The organism is Streptosporangium sp. NPDC050148 (assembly GCF_055586505.1).
Genome location: NZ_JBVJIA010000001.1, coordinates 376945 through 395680, shown reverse-complemented (window position 1 = coordinate 395680; position 18736 = coordinate 376945). Strand labels below are relative to the sequence as shown.

Annotated in this window: 12 protein-coding genes and 1 pseudogene; 8 read left to right on the top strand and 5 right to left on the bottom strand. The window is 73.7% G+C overall.

From position 1 onward, the window contains the following. The 3 genes from ACZ6RT_RS01700 to ACZ6RT_RS01690 form a co-directional block, all read right to left on the bottom strand. Entirely contained in the window at nt 1-1521 is a 1521-nt protein-coding gene (locus ACZ6RT_RS01700; protein WP_470151836.1) for a class I adenylate-forming enzyme family protein, read from the bottom strand. Nucleotides 1522-1637: 116 nt separating this feature from the next. Then, nucleotides 1638-1886 carry an acyl carrier protein gene (locus tag ACZ6RT_RS01695; RefSeq protein ID WP_470151834.1) on the bottom strand — a complete coding sequence of 83 codons (249 nt, stop codon included), beginning with the start codon at nt 1884-1886 and terminating at the stop codon, nt 1638-1640. Further along, a complete protein-coding gene (locus tag ACZ6RT_RS01690; RefSeq protein ID WP_470151832.1) occupies nt 1883-7633 on the bottom strand; it encodes an MFS transporter in 5751 nt (1916 codons plus the stop codon). Before ACZ6RT_RS01690 ends, ACZ6RT_RS01695 begins: the two co-directional genes overlap by 4 nt. Before the next feature lie 506 nt (nt 7634-8139). Here ACZ6RT_RS01690 and ACZ6RT_RS01685 point away from each other — a divergent pair. From ACZ6RT_RS01685 to ACZ6RT_RS01665, 5 genes are all read left to right on the top strand, one after another. Next, the gene (locus tag ACZ6RT_RS01685) at nt 8140-9069 is read left to right on the top strand and encodes a thiamine pyrophosphate-dependent dehydrogenase E1 component subunit alpha (protein WP_399186839.1); all 930 of its coding nucleotides are present in this window, start codon (nt 8140-8142) and stop codon (nt 9067-9069) included. Next, nucleotides 9066-10052 (top strand): alpha-ketoacid dehydrogenase subunit beta, encoded by a 987-nt coding sequence (locus ACZ6RT_RS01680; RefSeq protein WP_470151830.1) that lies wholly within the window; start codon nt 9066-9068, stop codon nt 10050-10052. The genes ACZ6RT_RS01685 and ACZ6RT_RS01680 overlap by 4 nt, the downstream gene beginning before the upstream one ends. After that, nucleotides 10049-11311 (top strand): 2-oxo acid dehydrogenase subunit E2, encoded by a 1263-nt coding sequence (locus tag ACZ6RT_RS01675; protein ID WP_470151828.1) that lies wholly within the window; start codon nt 10049-10051, stop codon nt 11309-11311. The genes ACZ6RT_RS01680 and ACZ6RT_RS01675 overlap by 4 nt, the downstream gene beginning before the upstream one ends. A gap of 76 nt (nt 11312-11387) precedes the next feature. Continuing rightward, nucleotides 11388-11960: a copper resistance CopC family protein gene (locus ACZ6RT_RS01670; protein WP_470151826.1), complete on the top strand. Its 573-nt coding sequence runs from the start codon at nt 11388-11390 to the stop codon at nt 11958-11960. Then, the gene (locus ACZ6RT_RS01665; protein WP_399186844.1) at nt 11957-12991 is read left to right on the top strand and encodes a copper resistance D family protein; all 1035 of its coding nucleotides are present in this window, start codon (nt 11957-11959) and stop codon (nt 12989-12991) included. The genes ACZ6RT_RS01670 and ACZ6RT_RS01665 overlap by 4 nt, the downstream gene beginning before the upstream one ends. Here ACZ6RT_RS01665 and ACZ6RT_RS01660 read toward each other — a convergent pair. Continuing rightward, nucleotides 12949-14109 carry a hypothetical protein gene (locus ACZ6RT_RS01660; protein WP_399186845.1) on the bottom strand — a complete coding sequence of 387 codons (1161 nt, stop codon included), beginning with the start codon at nt 14107-14109 and terminating at the stop codon, nt 12949-12951. The two genes, ACZ6RT_RS01665 and ACZ6RT_RS01660, sit on opposite strands and share 43 nt — an antisense overlap. Nucleotides 14110-14325: 216 nt before the next feature. On the opposite strand from ACZ6RT_RS01660, the gene ACZ6RT_RS01655 reads away from it, so the two are divergent. From ACZ6RT_RS01655 to ACZ6RT_RS01645, 3 genes are all read left to right on the top strand, one after another. After that, entirely contained in the window at nt 14326-17106 is a 2781-nt protein-coding gene (locus ACZ6RT_RS01655; RefSeq protein WP_470151824.1) for an alpha/beta fold hydrolase, read from the top strand. Next, a complete protein-coding gene (locus ACZ6RT_RS01650; RefSeq protein WP_470151822.1) occupies nt 17103-18053 on the top strand; it encodes an ABC transporter permease in 951 nt (316 codons plus the stop codon). The genes ACZ6RT_RS01655 and ACZ6RT_RS01650 overlap by 4 nt, the downstream gene beginning before the upstream one ends. A 280-nt stretch (nt 18054-18333) precedes the next feature. Then, a complete protein-coding gene (locus ACZ6RT_RS01645) occupies nt 18334-18462 on the top strand; it encodes a hypothetical protein (RefSeq protein WP_470151821.1) in 129 nt (42 codons plus the stop codon). A gap of 74 nt (nt 18463-18536) precedes the next feature. Here ACZ6RT_RS01645 and ACZ6RT_RS01640 read toward each other — a convergent pair. After that, nucleotides 18537-18677 (bottom strand): annotated as a pseudogene (locus ACZ6RT_RS01640) (TetR/AcrR family transcriptional regulator); the annotation flags it as partial. Between the last annotated feature and the right edge of the window lie 59 nt (nt 18678-18736).

Here is an 18736-nt window from a genome sequence, read left to right as displayed (position 1 = left end):
TCAGGTGCCCTCCGTCCGGCCTGCCGCGGCGGCCTCGAACAGGCCCCGCAGCTCCCTTTTGATGACTTTTCCCGACTGGTTCCTGGGCAGGGCGTCGACCACGAGCACCCGGTCGGGAAGCTCGTGCCCGGCCAGGCGCTCCATCAGGAAGGCGCGCAGCTCCCCGGCGAACCCCCCGCCGGGACCCCCGGGACCCGACGGCTCCCCGTCCGGCCGCCCGGACCGGGTGGGGCGCAGCACCACCGCGGCGGCCACGACGGTGCCGAGCACCGGGTGCGGGACGCCGACCACCGCGGCCTCGGCGACGTCCTCGTGCTCGTGCAGCGCCGCCTCCACCTGGATCGTCGAGACCTTGAACGCGCCCGACTTGACCACGTCGCCCTCCCGGTCGACGAGGTGGAGGTAACCGCCGTCGTCCAGGTAGCCGAGGTCCCCCATCCGCACCCAGCCGTCACGGAACGTCTCGGTACCGGAGCGCTCGTCCCGGTAGTAGGAACGCGGCGCGGTGGGCGAGCGCAGCCACACCTCACCGGTCTCGCCCCTGGGCAGCGCGCGGCCCTGGGCGTCGGCGACGCGCAGCGCGGCTCCGGCCGCCGGTCTGCCCAGCGCCCCCGGCCGGGACGGATCGAAGATCATGATCGTCTGGGCGGGGGCCGCCTCGGTGGAGGTGTAGTAGTTGGTGATCGTCGCCTTGGGGAAGGCGGCGGCCAGCCGTACGGCCACGGCCGGTGGGAGGGCCGAGGCCGCCGAGCCGAGCAGCAGGACGCTCGACATGTCGTGCCGCTCGTGCAGGCCCGCGTTGAGGAACTCGATCGCCATGGCCGGGACCACGAACACGGTCCCCACGCCCCGCGACTCGATCAGCCTGGCGAAGCGGGCGGGGGTGAAGCGCGCCAGGGTGAGCATGGCCGGGCGGGCGTCCAGCGCGTTGATCAGCATCGTCTGGCCGGCGTTGGTGCCGATCGGGAAGGCGTGCAGCAGGTTGCGCGAGTGGCCGAACCTGCGCCGGTTCGGCCGGGTCTCGCAGCCGTACGCCAGGTTCGCGTGGCTGGCGCCCACCCCCTTGGGCAGGCCGGTGGTGCCGGAGGTGTAGAGGATCTGGGCCAGGTCGCCGGGTGAGACCCGGACGTCGGGCGGGGTGTCCGTGCCGTCCTCCAGGTCCGCGACGGCCGCGCTCCACCGGTCGCTCCCGCCGGGGGGGACCAGGCCGGTCCCGCACAGCACCGCCGAGGCCGAGCAGTGCTCCAGCATGTGCCGGACCTCGGCGGGGGCGAGCCGGTCGGAGACGGGCACGGCGACCGCCCCGGCCTTGAGGACCGCGCAGTAGGCGACCGAGAAGTCGGCCCAGTCCCGGCTGCCGAACAGCAGCCCGATCCGGTCGCCGTGCCGCACGCCCCGCTCCAGCAGGCCGTGCGCGACCGCGTCCGAGCGGCGTTCCCACTCGCCGAAGGTCATCTCCGGGCCGCCCTCGACGATGACCGCCGCCCGTTCCGGCTCCTGCGCGGCGCGCAGCCGGAGCATCCCGGGAACGGTCGCCGGGGCCGGGACGGGAGCCGGCCTCGCCGGGACCGGCGAGACCGTCGGGGTCGTCGGGGTCGTCGTCACGGTCGCGGGTGTCGGCGGGGTCGCCGGGGAGGTCACGGCGTCCTCTCGTTCACGTATCCGACCAGCAGCGGGAAGCTGTCCAGGTAGGCGGCCTCGCCGTCCAGGTCGAGGGTGACGTCGAACTCCTCCTCCACCGCGTCGATGAGCCGGAGCAGCCCCAGCGAGGTGACACCGAGCGCGGACAGCGAACCGTCCGAACCGAGGATCTCCTGAGCGGTCGGCCGCCCGTCGCAGGCGGTGGAGATCATGCCGGCGATCCTACGGGCCAGCGGGTCGGTCATGCTCTGACCTCTTCCGTTTCTTTTTCCGTACGGTTTCTGTTGCGGGCGCGGCTCTGCAGGGTCTCGAAACCGACCAGGTCGTCGGGGAGCGCGTCGGGGACGTCGACGTCGAAACGGGCCAGCACCCGCACCCGCATGGCGACCAGCGCGATGAGCGCGATGGCCAGCCCGAAGCACACGTACATGAAGCCGATGCCGCGTCCCTCACCGGTGCCGAGCACCAGGCCGACCGTGCCGGCCAGCGGCCCGCCGGGCGCCATCAGCGGCTCGAACACGGCGCTGCCGTACGGGGCCACCAGGCCGAAGCCGATCGGCAGGGTGGACCAGGCGACGAGCGTGTTGAGCGCGATGACCCGGCCGTGGAAGCGCTGCGGCACCTTGACCTGGATGATCGTGGCGTAGACGCCGTTGAGCATCGTCAGGCAGAACGACATCCCGAAGGCCCCGGCCCCGATCACGACGAGGTTCTGCTGCAGGCCGGTGAGCACGCAGAACACCGCGAGGGTGAGCGTGGCCAGCAGCACCCCGTACAGGCGGCGCCTGCGGGGGCCGCCCCAGACGGTCATGGTCAGGCCGCCGAGGAAGACGCCGAGCCCTCCGGCGAACGCGATCGCGCCGACGTCGTCGAGCGTGGCGAACGACAGCACCAGCGGCGAGACCATCAGGAAGAGCGGTGACAGGAAGACGTTCAGCACCGCGAAGAACACGAGCATGCCGCGGAAGCCGGTGTTGCCCCAGGAGTAGCGGATGCCGTTGGCCATCTCGGCCAGGACGCTCTCCCTGCGGCGCCACGGCATGGCCGACGGGAAGCGGACGAAGAGCAGGACCAGCGTGGCGACCGCGTAGCTGACCACGTCGATGATGAGGATGCCCTCCAGCCCGATGGTGGCCATCAGGCCCGTCGCGATCAGCGGCACGATGAGCTGGGCGGTGCCGGTGGCCATCTGGACCACCCCGTTGGCGTGCCCGAGGAACCGCTTGGGGACCAGCTGCGGGATCGCCGAGCCGTACGCGAACCGCTGGAAGGTGAGCGCGACCGACAGGCAGACCAGCAGCGGGTAGATGTGCCAGATCTGCAGGTTCCCGGTCCAGAGCAGCACGCCGAGCGCGAGCTGCGTGCTCCCGGCGGCGACGTCCCCGCAGAGCATGACCTTGCGCCGGTCGTAGCGGTCCACGATCGCCCCGGCGAGCGGCGCCACGAGCATGCCCGGCACCAGGCCGAGCACCGCGAAGAGCGCGAACCTCACCAGCGAGCCGGTGTTCAGGTAGATCCAGATCGGGATGGCGAACTCGGTCAGCGCCGATCCGGTGATCGAGACGAGCTGTCCGACCGAGACCAGCAGGAACCGCCGCATCCCGGGCGGGGGTCCCGTCGTCGCGGCGGGCCGGTCCGGCCCGGTCACGGACGCCCCTGAGCCCCCGGCGCCCCCGGAGTCCGGGGACGGGTCGGGGACCAGGGACAGCGCCCGGCCCGGGGACGATCCCGGGACCGGGGACGGCGCGGGGACGGGCGGCGGCCCGGAGACGCCCTGGAGCCACCAGGTGGAGTCCTCGGTGCGCTCCAGCGGCGCCGTCCGCCCGGAGGCGATGGCCAGGTGGGTGCCGGTGAGGATGTCGGCCAGCTCGCGGGCGCGGTACTTCACGAAGAAGTGCCCGGCCTCGTCGAGCACCACGCAGGCGGCGGTGCCGGACAGGTGCCGCCACTCGCGGTAGCGCTCCTGGTAGAACTCGGTCGCCGGGTCCCGCTCCCCCACCACCGAGATGATCGGCGCCTGGAACGGGCGGGTCTCCTCCTCGAACAGCCGGGTGAAGTAGCGCTCGGCGGTCCGGGTGCCGTTGCGGCGGTTCTCGATGATCAGCTTGAGCTGGTCGCGCTCGAACTCCTCGACGTCCAGACCGGCCGCGGCCAGGGCGTTGATCCTGCCCTGGTCGCTGGTCAGCCGGTCCATCAGGGTGCCGAGCCGGCCCAGGCCGCGGCCGGGACGGGCGAAGGGGAACACCCCGCCGAGGTAGATCGCGTCGACCGGGCGGCCGGCCTCCTCCAGGTGGCGGGCGATCTCGGTGACCAGCATGACGCCGAGCCCGCAGTGCCCGTACAGGACCAGCGATCCCTTGATCCCGGCGAGGATCTCGTCGGCGCACTCGCGGGCGACCTCGTCGAAGGGACGGGACCGCTCGCCGAGCTCGTGCCCGGGGACCGCGACCGAGTACAGCGCCCAGTCCGCGGGCAGCTCGTCGGCCAGCGGCTGGTAGACGACGGCGCTGCCGCCGCCGAACGGGACGCAGACCATGGTGGCCGAGGCCGTCCTGGCCGGGGTGAGCCGGTGCAGCAGCCCGGCCGTGCCCTCGTCGCCGCTCTCCAGCAACCGGGCCAGGTCCCTGACCGTGCGGTTCTTGAACAGCTCCAGCACGGTCGGCACCCGGCCGGGGACCTCCTTGCGCAACCGGGCGATCACCCGCATGGCGAGCAGCGAGTGGCCGCCCAGGTCGAAGAAGTCGTCGAGCGCGCCGACCCGTTCCACCTCCAGGACGTCCGCCCAGATCGCGGCGACCGTCTCCTCCAGCGGGGTCTCGGGCGGTACGGACCCGGCGGACGGCGCCTCGACGCCGGGGTCGGGCAGCCTGGACCTGTCGACCTTGCCGTGCGACTTCAGCGGCAGCTCGTCCAGCCAGAGGTAGCGGGCCGGGACCATGTAGTCGGGGAGCCGCTCCGCCAGCCAGGACCGCAGCTCCGCACCGCCGGGGACCGCACCGTCCGCGGCCGCGTCGCCGGTGACCGCGCCATCGGGGACGGCACCGTTCGGGGCCGTGCCGTTCGGGGCCGCGCCGTTCGGGGCCGCGCCGTTCGACGCCCGGCCACCCGCGGCCGGGGCGACCAGGTAGGCGACCAGCCGCCCGCCGCGCAGCTCCACGACCGCGTGCGCCACCCGGGGGTGCTCGGCGAGCACCGCCTCGATCTCGCCCGGCTCCACCCGGTAGCCACGGACCTTCAGTTGCAGGTCGCGGCGGCCGAGGAACTCCAGCTCCCCGCCGGGCAGCCACCGGCCGAGGTCCCCGGTCCGGTACATCCGGGTGCCGGGGGCGCCGTACGGGTCGGGCAGGAAGCGGTCGGCGGTGAGAGCGGGGCGGTCGAGGTACCCGCGGGCGAGCCGGTCGCCGCCGAGGAAGATCTCACCGGGCACACCGGCCGGGACCGGCCGCAGGTCGTCGTCGAGTACCCGTACCAGGGCGCCGGGCATGGGAGAGCCGATGGGCAGGACCGTTCCGGCCCCCACCGCGCCCCCGCCCGCGACCGCGTCACCGGGGACACCGGGGACACCGGAGACACCGTCGGGGGCGCCGGGGGCGCCGGGGGCGCCGGGGGCGCCGTCGGGGACGACGCTTCCCGGGACGACCCGGTAGGTGGTGACGCCGACGGTGGCCTCGGTGGGGCCGTAGTGGTTGACCACCCGGCACCGCCCGGTCGCCGCGAGCCCGGCCGCCCAGGCGCGGGGGGCGGCCTCGCCGCCGAGGATCAGCAGCCTGCGGGGGAGCAGTTCCTCGGGGGTGGCGTCGGCCAGCAGCGCCGCCAGGTGGGACGGCGTGATCTTGAGGTAGTCGAGGCCGTTCCGGCGGAAGTACGCGGCCAGCTCGGGCCCGGCCGTGCGGGAGGGGATCAGGTGCAGCGCGCCCCCGCTCATCAGGCAGAGGTAGAAGATCGTGACCCCGAAGTCGAACGCGAGGGACTGCAGCAACCCGTACACCCCGCCGGGTTCGATCTCCAGCCGCTCGCGCACCCCGGCGAGGTAGACCATCACCTGCCGGTGTTGCACGGCCACGCCCTTGGGCCGGCCGGTGGTCCCGGAGGTGTAGATGACGTAGGCCAGGTCGTCGGGGGTGACGCCGGGCGCGGGCTCCCCGTCGTGTCCGTCCGGGCCGTCCTCGTACTCCGCCCCGCGCCCGTCCGGGCCCCCGGCCAGGACCGCGGGCACGTCGCCCGGCACGCGGTCGCGCAGTTCCGGGGTGGTCACGACCGCCCTGGCGCCGGCGTCGGAGAGCACGTACGCGAGCCGCTCGGCCGGGTGCTCGGGGTCCAGCGGCAGGTAGGCGGCACCGGCCTTGAGCACGCCGAGCACCGCGACGGCCGTCTCGGCCGACTGCTCCAGCAGGACGGCCACCCGGTCGCCGACGCCCACGCCCCGGTTCCGCAGCAGGCGGGCGAGCCTGCCGGCCCGCAGTTCCAGCTCCGCGTAGGTCAGCGAGACCTCGCCGGCGACGACCGCGACGGCGTCCGGGACGAGCCGGGCGCGTTCGGTCACGGCCTCGTGCAGCAGACCCGGGCCCAGCGGCGTCACCGGGCCGGACTCGCCGAGCGCCAGCACCCGGCGGCGCTCGTCCGGCGGCAGGAACTCCAGCTCGGAGATCCGCGCGGCCGGGTCGGCGACGACGGACCTCAGCAGCTGCTCGAAGCAGGCCGCCATCCGCTCGACCGTGTCGGGGCGGAACAGCGCGGTGGCGTAGGTGAAGTGCCCGACCAGGCCCTCGGGGGTGTCGAACAGGTAGAGGGCAAGGTCGAAGCGGCTGGCCGTGACCGTGACCGGGAGCGGGGTCATGGTCAGCCCCGGGGTGTCCAGCGGCTTGGACCGGTAGTTCTGCAGGGCGAACATCACCTGGAACACCGGCGAGCGGCCGACGTCCCGCTCCACCCCCAGCTCCCCGACCAGCCGGTCGAAGGGGAGCTCCTGGTGGGCGTAGGCGTCCAGCGCCGTCTCCCTGACCCGCTCCAGCAGCCCGGCGAACGTGGGGTCGCCGGACAGGTCGGCGCGCATCGGCAGCGAGTTGACGAACACCCCGACCACGCGTTCCAGCTCGGGCAGGTCCCGGCCGGAGACGGGCGAGCCGACGGCGAAGTCACGCTGTCCCGAGTGGCGCCAGAGCAGCACCTCGAACGCGGCCAGCAGCGTCATGTACGGGGTGGCGCCGCAGGAGCGGCCGAGCGCGGTGATCGCCTCGGTGAGGGCGGGGTCCAGGCTCACGCCGCAGGCGGCGCCCCGCCAGCCCTGCTCGGCCGGCCGGGGGTGGTCGGTGGGCAGCTCCAGCGGGGCAAGCCCGTCCAGGCGCCGCCGCCAGTACGTGACGTCCTCCGCGTGCTCGCGCCCGCGCTGCCAGTGCGCGTAGTCGCCGTAGCGCACCCGCACCGCAGGCAGCCCCGCCTCGCGGTCCTCGCGGTAGGCGGCGTGCAGGGTGAGGAGTTCCTCCATGACGATGTCGCACGACCAGCCGTCGGTCACCGCGTGGTGCATGGTGAGCAGCAGCACGTGCTCGGCCGGGCCGCGCCGCACCAGGAGCGCCCGCAGCAGCGGGCCGGTGGCCAGGTCGAAGGGCCTGGCCGTCTCGGCGTCGATCTCGGCGGGGTCGTCGGTGATCCGCAGTTCGGTCGCGGGCGCGTCGTCCACGACGATCGCGGGGCCGCCGTCCTCGGTGGTGACCACCCGGGTGCGCAGGCTCTCGTGCCGCAGTGTCACCTCGGTCAGTGCGCGGCCGAGGGCCGCCTCGTCGATCTCCCCCTCCAGGGTCGCGGCGAAGGCCACGGTGTACGCGGCGGTGCCCGGGGCGTACTGCTCCAGGAACCACAGGCGCTCCTGTGCCGCCGAGAGCGGCGGCGCCGTGTCCGCCGGACGCGGCGGGATCGACGTCGCGACGACGCGACCGCCCAGACGCTGGGCGAGCAGTGCTTTCTTGGCCGGTGAGAGGCCGGTTCGCGTCACGACACCTCCGTGCTGGCGAGGAGGACCACCCGAGCCCCCTCGCGGTGGTTGAGAAGCAGGGCCGCCCGAGTGGGCGGTCCCATGGCGGCCGAGCGGATCGGCGCGTCCCAGAGGGGACGAACCGGTTCGATGGCGTGATGATCGGCGCGGATGTTCTCCGCCGCCGGGTGACGCTGGTGCGGCCGGGATGATTCCACCCGTCCGAGCGCGTCGTCCGCCGTGCGGGCACGGCGACGTGGGAACGCTCCCACGAAGGAGGCTAGGGATGACACGCCAAATTCGTCAAGGTTTCAGCATCGTTTTCGAGTCTAATAAAGCCGAATAAACCCCCTGTTAGAGCCTTTACGCAGATAAATCCGACTTTTTCGCTTTCCTGATTTTCTGTCATCTTCCCAGTCATTGACACACCGCCCCTGGCCTCCTACGCTCCCCGGTGGGAGCGCTCCCATGCCGTCCTTTCGCGCCCGGCCGAGCGTGGTCCCTGTCACCCGATGCCAGGAGCACACGTGGTCTCCACCGTTTCACCCCGTCATGACCTGCGGCGATCGCCGCTCGCACCGCCCCCGGAGGACCTGGAGCGCCTGCTGCTGATCCGGCACTTCGAGCTGACCCTGCTCAGGCTCTTCGAGACGGGCGAGCTCAGCGGCACCACCCACACGTGCCTGGGGCAGGAGTACATCCCGGTCGCCCTCGCGCCGCTGCTGCGCGAGGAGGACTTCGTGCTGAGCAACCACCGCGGCCACGGTCACTTCCTGGCCAGGTACGACGAGCCGGACGGGTTGCTCGCCGAGATCATGGGCCGCCAGGGCGCGCTCTGCGCCGGGGTGGGCGGCAGCCAGCACGTCTACCACCGGCGTTTCCTGTCCACCGGCGTCCAGGGTGAGAGCGTGCCGGTCGCGGTGGGCGTGGCGCTGAAGCTCGCCGGCACGGGCGCGCTGGCCTGCGTGTACGTCGGCGACGGCACCTGGGGCGAGGGGTCGGTCTACGAGGCGCTCAACATGGCCAGGCTCTGGCGGGTCCCCCTGCTGGTCGTCGTGGAGAACAACGGCATCGCCCAGTCCACGCCGACGTCGACGCAGATGGCCGGGAACGTCGCCGACCGCGCCGCCGCGTTCGACGTCCCGTACCACCGGGTGACCTCCACCGAGGTGGAGGAGATCCGCGCCGGGCTGGCCGCGCCGGTCGAGGCGGTCCGCTCACGGCCGGGACCGCTGGTCGTCGAGTTCGTCACCCACCGGATCGGCCCGCACAGCAAGGGCGACGACACCAGGAGCCCCGAGGAGATCGCCCTGGCCGCCGGCCACGACTGGTACACCCGCTACGCCCGCGCCTTCCCCGACACCTTCGCCCCGCTGGACGCCCGCGCCCGCGAGCGGGTCGGCCGGATCGCCGCCGAGGTCACGGCCCGCCCCCCGTCGGTGTGGGAGCGCGGGTGAGCAGGGTCTCCGAGCACCTCAACCGCGCCCTGCACGACCTGATGGAGGCCGACCCCCGGGTGCACCTGCTCGGCGAGGACGTCTCCGACCCCTACGGCGGGGCCTTCAAGGTCACCCGGGGGCTGTCCACCCGCTTCGGCCGGCGGGTGCGGTCCACCCCGCTCAGCGAGGGTGCGATCACCGGTGTCGGCGCGGGCCTGGCGCTGGCCGGGGACCGGGCGATCGTCGAGATCATGTTCGCCGACTTCGCCGCGCTCGCCTTCGACCAGCTGGTGAACTTCGCCGCCAAGTCCACCTCCATGTACGGCAGGCCCGTCCCGATCCCGCTGGTGGTGCGCTGCCCGTCGGGCGGCAACCGGGGGTACGGCCCCACCCACAGCCAGAGCCCGCAGAAGCACTTCATCGGCGTCCCGGGGCTGTCGCTGTTCGAGATGACGCCGTTCCACGACGCCGGTGAGCTGTTCGCCGAGATGTTCGCGCAGGAGCGGCCCTGCCTGTTCTTCGAGGACAAGGTCCTCTACACCCGGCGGATGTACACCGGCGGGACCGTGGACGACCTGTTCGGGTACGAGGTGCGCAACGGCGTCGCCCGGGTCTTCGTGGACGGGGTGACCGAGCCCGACTGCGTGCTCGTCACCCACGGCGGCATGACGCACCGGGCGCTGGAGGCGATGCGCGCCCTGCTCCTGGAGGACGACCTGGCCTGCGAGCTGCTGATCCCCGCCCGGCTCTACCCGCTGCCCGAGCTCGCCGGGCTGGAGCGGGCCCGGCACGTGTGCGTGGTCGAGGACGGCTCGGCGGGCGGCACCTGGGGCGCGGAGGTCGCGCGGGTGCTCTACCCCCGGCTCTGGCCGGCCCTGCGCCGCCCCATCGGCCTGGTCAACGCGGCCGACAGCGTCATCCCGGCCGCGCCCCACCTGGAGCGCGAGGTCCTCGTCCAGGCCGGCGACATCCGGAACGCGATCGTGGAGGCCCTGTCGTGACCGAGATCCGGGTGCCCAAGCTCAACAACAACGACGCCACGTACGTGCTGGTGGAGTGGGTGGCCAAGGACGGCCAGGAGGTACGGGCCGGAGAGGTGCTGGCCGAGCTGGAGACCTCCAAGGCGGTCGAGGAGCTGACCGCCGAGCAGGACGGGACGCTGCGGCACCTGCTGGCCGCGGGCGCCGAGTGCGCGCCGGGCCAGGTGATCGCCCTCCTCCCGGCCGACGGTACCGGCCTGGACGCGGACCTCGGGCCGGGTCTCGCGACGGACCTCGGAACGGACCCCGGGACGGGACTGGGGACGGGACTGGGGACGGGACTGGGCACGGCTCCCGGAGCGGACGTGACGGCCGGACGGCCCCCCTCGGGCCCGTCGAGTGAACAGAACGGGCACGCGGCTCCGGTCGCCGACCCGGGCGGACTCGTCATCACCGAGCCGGCCCGGCGGTTCATGGACGAGTCCGGCATCTCCATGGAGCGGGTGCGCGCCCTCGGCAGGAAGGTGATCCGCCGGGCCGACCTGGAACCGCTCCTCCCGTCCCCCTCCGGGACAGGGGAGTCCGGGAAAGCCGGGGAGGCCGGCCTGATCGAGCCGTCCAGGGCCCAGCGCCGGACGGCCGAGGTGGTCGAGCGGTCGCACCGGGAGATCCCGGCCTCGTTCACCGCGATGCGGGTGGACGTGACCGACGCGCTGCCGTTCACCCGCGCCGAGACCAAGCGGCTGCGCACCCTGATCGGCCTGCCGGAGCTGCTCGTCCAGGCGACCGGGCGGCTGCTGGAGGACTTCCCGGTCTTCTTCGCCACCCCCCTCGACGGCTACCGCGCCCGGCGCGCCACGACGGCGGAGGTGGGCGTGACCGTCGACGTCGGCAACGGCATGTACGTGCCGGTGGTGCGCGACGCCGGAAGGCGCCCGCTCGACGAGATCGCCCGCGACCTGACCCGGTTCCGCGCCACCGCGCTGAACGGGTCCTTCAGGGAGCGGGACCTGGTCGGCGGCAACATCATGGTGACCCTGCACACCGACGCCTCGGTGACCATGGCCGTCCCGATCGTCTTCCCCGGCCAGATCTGCGCGCTCTCGCTCACCGCTCCCCGCCCGGAGACGGTGCAGGCCCGCGACGGCTCCTTCGCCGTCCGCCGGGTGATCTCCCTCGGCCTCTCCTACGACCACCGCTACGTCAACGGCCGCGACGCCGCCGAGTTCCTCGGCGCGCTCAGGACGGCCCTGGAGAAGCCGGGCCCTGCGACCGCGTAGGACACCGGGACCACCGCGACGGCCGGGGATGGGACCATGGCATGGTCATGACGAACTCAACGGAAGGCCACGACCGGTGAGGCGGCTACTCACGGTCCTGCTCCTCGCGGTCACCGCGTCCCTCGGCGCGGTCACCCCGGCGCAGGCCCACAACGTGCTGATCGGCAGTGATCCCAAGGACGGGGCCGAGCTGGCGCGGGGCCCCGCGAAGATCACGCTCACCTTCGACCAGCCCGTCCGGCAGGGGTACGCGCGGATCAGCGTGACCGGCCCGGACGGCACCCGGTGGGAGCACGGCACGACCGTCGTCGACGGCGCGCGGGTCGGCATCGGGGTGAGGCCCCTCGGCCCTGCCGGGAGGTACGTGGTCGGCTACCGCATCCTCTCCGCCGACGGCCACCCCGTCTCCAGCGCGATCTCCTTCACCCTGACCGCGCCGGGACCGGGCGCCGCGGGCCCCGCCACCCCCGCCCCCGCGGCCTCCGCCGCCGTGCCGCAGGAACCCGGGCTGGGGGCCCAGGCCGCCGAGGCCGCGCAGAACGGCGGGGCCGGGATGGCCGTGCTGTGGATCGCCGGTTCCCTCGTGCTGCTGGGCGGGGCCACCGTGGTGGCGATGCGCCGTACCAGAGAGCAGGAGGGGGCCCGATGACCGTGACCGCCGAGCGGGTCCCGCCGGAGACCGCCGCGACCAGGAGGCTGCTGGCCGGCGGTCTGGTGTCGGGCGCCGTGGCGGCCGTGCTGGCCGCGACGGCGTTCACCGCCCAGGAGGCGGTGCCGGGCATCGCCATCCCCGGGCCGCTGGTGGAGTACGGCCTGCCGGTGCTGCGGGTGCTGCTGGACCTGGCCGCGGTGGCGGTGGTCGGGCTGAGCCTGCTGCCGAGACTCCTCGGGTTCGACGACCCGGAGCGGACCGAGCCGGTGATGCGCCGGGCGCGGCCGCTGGCCGTGACCTTCGCGTGGGCGTGGGCGCTGCTGGCGCTGGCCGTCATCGTGTTCCAGACGGCCGAGCTCAACCCCGGGACGCTGCCCACCCCGGGCATGATCGCCGCGTACGTCGACGGGGTCGGCGCCGGTCAGGGCATGCTCTTCAGCGCCGCCTGCGCCCTGGCGGCGGCCGCGGTCGGGCTGCTGGCCGTCCGCTACGGGGAGAAGGTCCCGGCCGAGCTGCGGATCGTGGTCGCCTTCTTCGGCCTGCTGCCGATCCCGGTGACCGGCCACGCGGTCGACTCGGCCTGGCACGACCCCATCATGATCTCGATGGAGCTGCACGTGATGGGCTCGGCGGCGTGGACCGGCGGGCTGGTCGCGGTCGTCGCCCTGGTCGCCTCGGACCGCGGGCTGCTGGCGCGCGTGCTGCCGGCGTTCTCCCGGCTGGCGACCCTGGCGCTGGTGGTGGTGAGCCTGTCCGGGGTGGTCAACGGCCTGGCCACGATGGCCCTCACCCCGGGGGTGGAGCTGCCCGGGGCGCTGCTGAGCGGCGAGTACGGGCCGCTGCTGGTGGCCAAGGCCGTCTGCGTGGCGCTGCTGATCCCGCTCGCCGCCCGCATCCGCTTCCACCTGATGCCGCACGTCGCCCGGGGACGGGCGACGGCGGTCGTCGGGTGGGCGGCGGCCGAGCTGATCGTGATGGGGGTGGCCTACGGGGTCGCGGTGGCGCTGACCACGGCCTCCCTGGCCTGAGCGTGCAGGACGTGGCGGTCGAACGACCATTCGGCCGCCAGCCAGAGCACCGCGAGCCCGGCGCCGCCGATCAGCATGGTCGTGGGGGGCACCAGCGGCGGTGACATGAACATCGCGTTCTGGAAGCGCAGTGCCTGGTCGAGGAGGAGGACCGCGCCCGCGGAGCCGGCCAGTGCCCTGACCACGGGCATCCTGATCAGGAACGCCAGGTCGACGGCGAGCGCGGCGGCGATCAGGAAGACCGGCACGGCCGAGCGCGGGAAGTCGGCGACGGCCAGCAGGGGCCAGATCAGCGTGCGGAAGGCGACGTAGACGCCGACGACGGCGGTGGCCGAGAACATCCGGCCGATCATCGCGCGGGCGTAGACGGCCACCAGCACCGCGGCCATCGCGGCGTAGAGGGGGTAGAGCGCGTCGGGCACGGGCAGCGTGAAGTGCAGCGCCACCGCCCTGTCGTCCACGGGCAGGCCGATCTGGTCGGCGGCGAACTTGATCAGGATCGGTTCCGCGTCCGGCTCGCCCCGGTCCCACGCGGCCAGGCCGTACACGCCGTACTCCTGGTGCTGTTCGGGGAACCAGACGTTCTCGAAGAGGAACACGAAGAGCCCGCCGAGGACGAGCGTGCGCATCCGTCCGGGGACCGCCCGGACGAACCAGCCCCGGATGACGCCGCAGATCATGAAGAGCGTGCCGATGTAGAGCATCAGGTGGGACGGGCTCCACGAGGTGATGTCGAGCCCGTTGACCCGGTGGTTGATCAGGTCCAGCGGCACGGCCAGCAGGAAGATCCCGGTACCCCAGGCGATCAGGCGCTGCGCGAGCCGGTCGACGCCGTAGCCGGTGTAGATGTGGATGATCGTGAGCGCGAGCGCGATGGCGGTCCCGACGCTGTTGAGCAGGTGCGGCGGGGCCAGGTCGTCGCGGAGCCACTTGAAGTGCCAGGAGACGTCCCAGGAGGCGCCGAGGACCTTGAACGAGAAGGCCACCAGCCATCCGAGGTAGAGGAGCCTGAACAGATCCTCCGGGGTCTGTCTGCCCGCGCTCCCCCGTGTCCAGTACGGCAGGGCCCATTCGATGACGGGGGTCGCTCTTCTTCGTAGGCTCTCTACTGGCTTCACGCGCGAAATGATGCCGCCCCTGCGCCTCGCTCCGCAATCGGGGACAACCCTGAGACATCGGGGCGACCGCGCCTGTTCGCCCACGTCGCCACCCACGTCGCCGCCCGCGGCGGACGGCCGGCGCGGGCGTCCGGTGCCGCGCCGCCGCGCTGACCGGCGGACTTCCTCCTGAGAACGGTCTCAGGAGAAGTCCGCGGGGGTCAGTAGGCTCACGTCATGAAACGTGGGGGAAGGCGGGCCGTCTGGGTCGCGGCGGTCACGGTGCTGGTGATCGGCGTCGTGGCCTGGCTGGTGTGGCCGTCCGCGCCGCAGGTGCGGGCGCTGAACCAGATGATCACCGTGGTGGACGGGCCGCGCGACGATCAGCGCGTCACGCTGGACACGAGCTTCTTCCCCCCGGCCGGGGGCGGCCGGGCTCCGGTGGTGCTGCTCGCGCACGGCTTCGGCGGCAGCAAGCAGAGCACCAGGCAGTCCGCCGTACGGCTGGCGCAGGACGGGTACGCGGTGCTGACCTGGTCGGCCCGGGGCTTCGGGCGCTCGTCCGGGCAGATCGCGCTGAACTCCCCCGACTACGAGGTCAAGGACGTGCGCCAGCTCGTCGACTGGGTCGCCAGGCGTCCCGAGGTGCGGCTGGACGCGGCGGGCGACCCCCGCGTGGGCATCGCGGGCGGCTCCTACGGCGGTGCCATCGCGCTGATGGCCGCCGCCCACGACCCGAGGATCGACGCGATCGTCCCGCAGATCACCTGGTACGACCTGGCCGACGCGTTCTTCCCGAACGCCACCGGTCAGGGCCCCGAGAGCGGGGTGTTCAAGCGCATGTGGGCCGGGCTGTTCTTCAGCCGGGGCGGTTCCGCCGCGGGTCCGGGCGGCCTGGCCGCCCTCGGCGGCGCGAACGCGGGCGCGGGCGCCGACACGGACGACGCCGACGACTCCGACGGCGCCGACGGCGCGGAGGGGCCGCAGGGGGCGGGCGAGCGGGCCGGCGCCGGTGACGCCGCGCGCCCGGGGGCGGTCCGCCCGCCCACCCCGCAGGAGGTCCGGTGCGGCCGGTTCCTGCCGGAGATCTGTGAGATGTACCAGCGGATCGCCGAGAGCGGCCGGGCGACGACCGAGGCGGTGCAGACGCTCCGCAGGTCCAGCCCGGTCTCGGTGACCGGGAGGATCAGGATCCCGACGCTGCTGCTCCAGGGGCGGCGCGACTCGCTGTTCACCCTGGGCCAGGCCGACGCCAACGCCAGGGCCGTCGCCGCCACCGGCGCCCCGGTGGAGGTCGCCTGGTTCGACGGCGGGCACGACGGCGGGAACGGCGAGGCCGACTGGCTGCACGACAGGACGCTCCGCTGGTTCGACCGCCACCTGAAGAGGACCGGCGGGGAGGGTGCGGGCGAGGCCTTCACGGTGACCCGCGACGGCGGGCGCGACCCCGGCACCCGCCGTCCGGTCCAGTTGCACGCCGTCGCCGCCACCTATCCGGGGCTGTCGGGCAGCGGCCGGGTCTCGGTGCCGCTCAGCGGCCCCGACCAGCCGGTGGCCAACCCTCCGGGCGGCTCCCCGGCCTCGATCTCCGCGGTCCCCGGCCTCGGGGGCCTCGGTGGTGCCGGTGGTCTCGGCGGCGCGGTGAACCTCTCGGCCGACATGGCCGGGCAGAGCGCGGTCTTCGACTCCGCCCCGCTGACCGCCCCGCTCCAGGTCACCGGCAGCTCGACGGTACGGGTCCGGGTGACCTCCCCGTCCGGCTCCCCCGGGGCGGGCGCGGCCGGGTCCACCGAGCGGGCGGAGAACACCGCAGACGCCGGGGACGCCGGGGACGCCGGGAACGGGGCGGACACGACCGGCGGGGCGGGGTCCGAGGTGACGCTGTTCGCCAAGCTGTACGACGTCGCGGGCGCCGCCCAGGCGCCGATCCTGCCCGAGGGGCTGGCCGCCCCGGTGCGGATCACGCTCGGCGCGGACGGCTCCGGCGAGGCCACGGTGGCGCTGCCGGCCATCGACCACGGGTTCGACGTCGGGCACCGGCTGAGGGTCGCGTTCACCACCACCGACCTGGGGTACAGCACCTCCGCCGTCCCTGCCGTCCACACGGTGGGCCTGGCCTCCCCGGCGGTGACCGTGCCCACCCACGCCGCCCTGCGCACCCCCTCCACCGGGCCCGCCTGGTGGATCTGGGCGCTGCCGCTGGTCGCCCTGGTCGCCGCGACGCTCCTGCTGCTGGCCGGGCGCCGCCGCGCCGTCGACGAGCACGACCCGGAGCTGGCCTCGGTGCCGCTGCGGATCAGCGGCCTGACCAAGGCGTACCGCAACGGCGAGCTCGCGGTGAACGACCTGTCGTTCACCGTCGAGCAGGGCCAGGTGCTCGGCCTGCTCGGCCCCAACGGCGCGGGCAAGACCACCACCCTGCGCATGCTGATGGGCCTGATCAGGCCGGACGGCGGCGAGGTGCGGATCTTCGGCCACCGGGTGGTGCCCGGTGCCCCGGTGCTGTCGCGGCTCGGCTCGTTCGTCGAAGGGCCGGGGTTCCTGCCGCACCTGTCCGGCCGCGACAACCTGGAGCTGTACTGGAAGGCCACCGGCAGGCCGGCCGAGGACGCCCGTCTCGCCGAGGCGCTGGAGATCGCCGGGCTCGGCAAGGCGCTGGACCGCGCGGTCCGCACCTACTCCCAGGGCATGCGCCAGCGCCTGGCCATCGCCCAGGCCATGCTGGGCCTGCCCGACCTGCTCGTCCTGGACGAGCCCACCAACGGCCTGGACCCGCCCCAGATCCGGGAGATGCGCGAGGTGCTGATCCGCTACGCCGCGCAGGGCCGTACCGTCATCGTCTCCAGCCACCTGCTCGCCGAGGTGGAGCAGACGTGCAGCCACGTGGTGGTCATGCATCGCGGGCGGCTCGTCACGGCCGGGACGGTGAGCGAGCTGCTGAGCAGCCGCGCACCGGTCAACGGTTCGGGCACCCGCCTGGAGGACGTCTTCCTGGACCTGATCGGAGAGAAGGCATGAGCGACGTCTCCCCCGCACCCGTCCCGTCCGGCACCCCGGTGGGCACCCCGGTGGGCACCCCGGTGGGCACCGCGCCCGCCGCCGTGCCCGCTCCCGCCTCGTCCGGCGCGGCGCGCGGGTACGCGCCGGGGCGGACGCTGCCGCTCGGCGTGGAGATCGTCCGCCAGCTCAAGCGGCGCCGCACGCTGGTGATGTTCGGCCTGCTGCTCGCGCTGCCGTGGATCCTGGTGATCGCGTTCACGTTCGGCGCCGGGTCCGGCCAGCCCAGCGCCACGCTGCGCATCTCCGACCTGGCCACCGAGGGCGGGCTCAACTTCGCGGCGTTCGCCCTGTCGGTGTCGGCGACCTTCCTGCTGGTGGTCGCGGTGGCGCTGTTCTGCGGCGACACCGTGGCCGTCGAGGCGAGCTGGTCGTCGCTGCGCTACCTGCTGGCCGCCCCGATCCCGCGCGACCGGCTGCTGCGCCAGAAGCTGATCGTCGCGCTGGGCTACTCGGCGGCGGCGGTGATCTGCGTGCCGGCCATGGCGCTGCTGGCCGGCACCCTGGCCTTCGGCTGGAACGACGTCCGGGTGCCCGGGACCGGTGAGACGATCGCCGCCCTGGACATGCTCCCCCGGTTCGGAGTGGTGGTGGCCTACGCCATGGTCAGCCAGCTCGTGGTCGCCTCCCTGGCCTTCCTGCTCTCGGTCGGCACCGACGCCCCGCTGGGCGCGGTCGGCGGGGCGGTCGGTCTGGTGATCGTCAGCAACATCCTGCAGGCGGTCGAGGAGCTCGGCGTGCTGCGGGAGTTCCTGCCGACGTTCTGGAACACCGCGTGGCTGGACGCCCTGGCCCCGCAGCCCCAGTACGACGGCATGCTCAAGGGGGTCGCAGTGTCGGTCACCTACTCGGTCATCCTGATCGCCTTCGCCTTCCGCCGCTTCCGCGCCAAGGACGTGGTCTCCTAGCGGTCCCCCGTCAGGCCGGCCAGTTGCGCAGGGCGGCCTCGGCCACCGCCTGGAGCTCGTCGCGGCCGACACCGCTCGCGGCCTGCACGGCGATGCCGAACGCCAGGGTGGTGACGTGGCGGGCCGGCAGCCCCGGATCGTCCCCGGGGGCAGGTCGCCCTCGTCGACGGCCCGCCGGAACCGCTCCCGTATGCGGGAGTGGCCGTCGTTACGCCAGCCGACGAGCAGGTCGCGGACCTCGCGACCGGAGTCACCGGCCGCCAGGGCGCCCTGGACGCCCATGCATCCGCGGGGATGGGCCGGGCGGGTGGTGGTCCGGACGGTGCCGGCCAGGATCGCGGTGGCGACGCCGAGGGCGGTCGGCCCCTCCAGGGCCTGGGCCAGGTACGCGCTCGGGCCTTCGGTGTAGCGCTCCAGGGCCTTGCGGAACAGCTCCTCCTTGTTGCCGAAGGCCGCGTACATGCTGGTGGTGGAGATGCCCATCGCCTCCGTGAGGCCGGCCAGGCCGGCCCCCTCGTAGCCACGCTCCCAGAAGACCAGCAGGGCGCGCTCCAGGGTCTCGTCGGCGTCGAATCCTCGCGGCCGGCCGACGGGCCGCTCTTTCTCGTCTCCACCACCCGGCACCACGGCCGCGTTCCCGCGGGCCGTTCTCCCCGACAGCACCAGCGCAAGAAGATGGATAA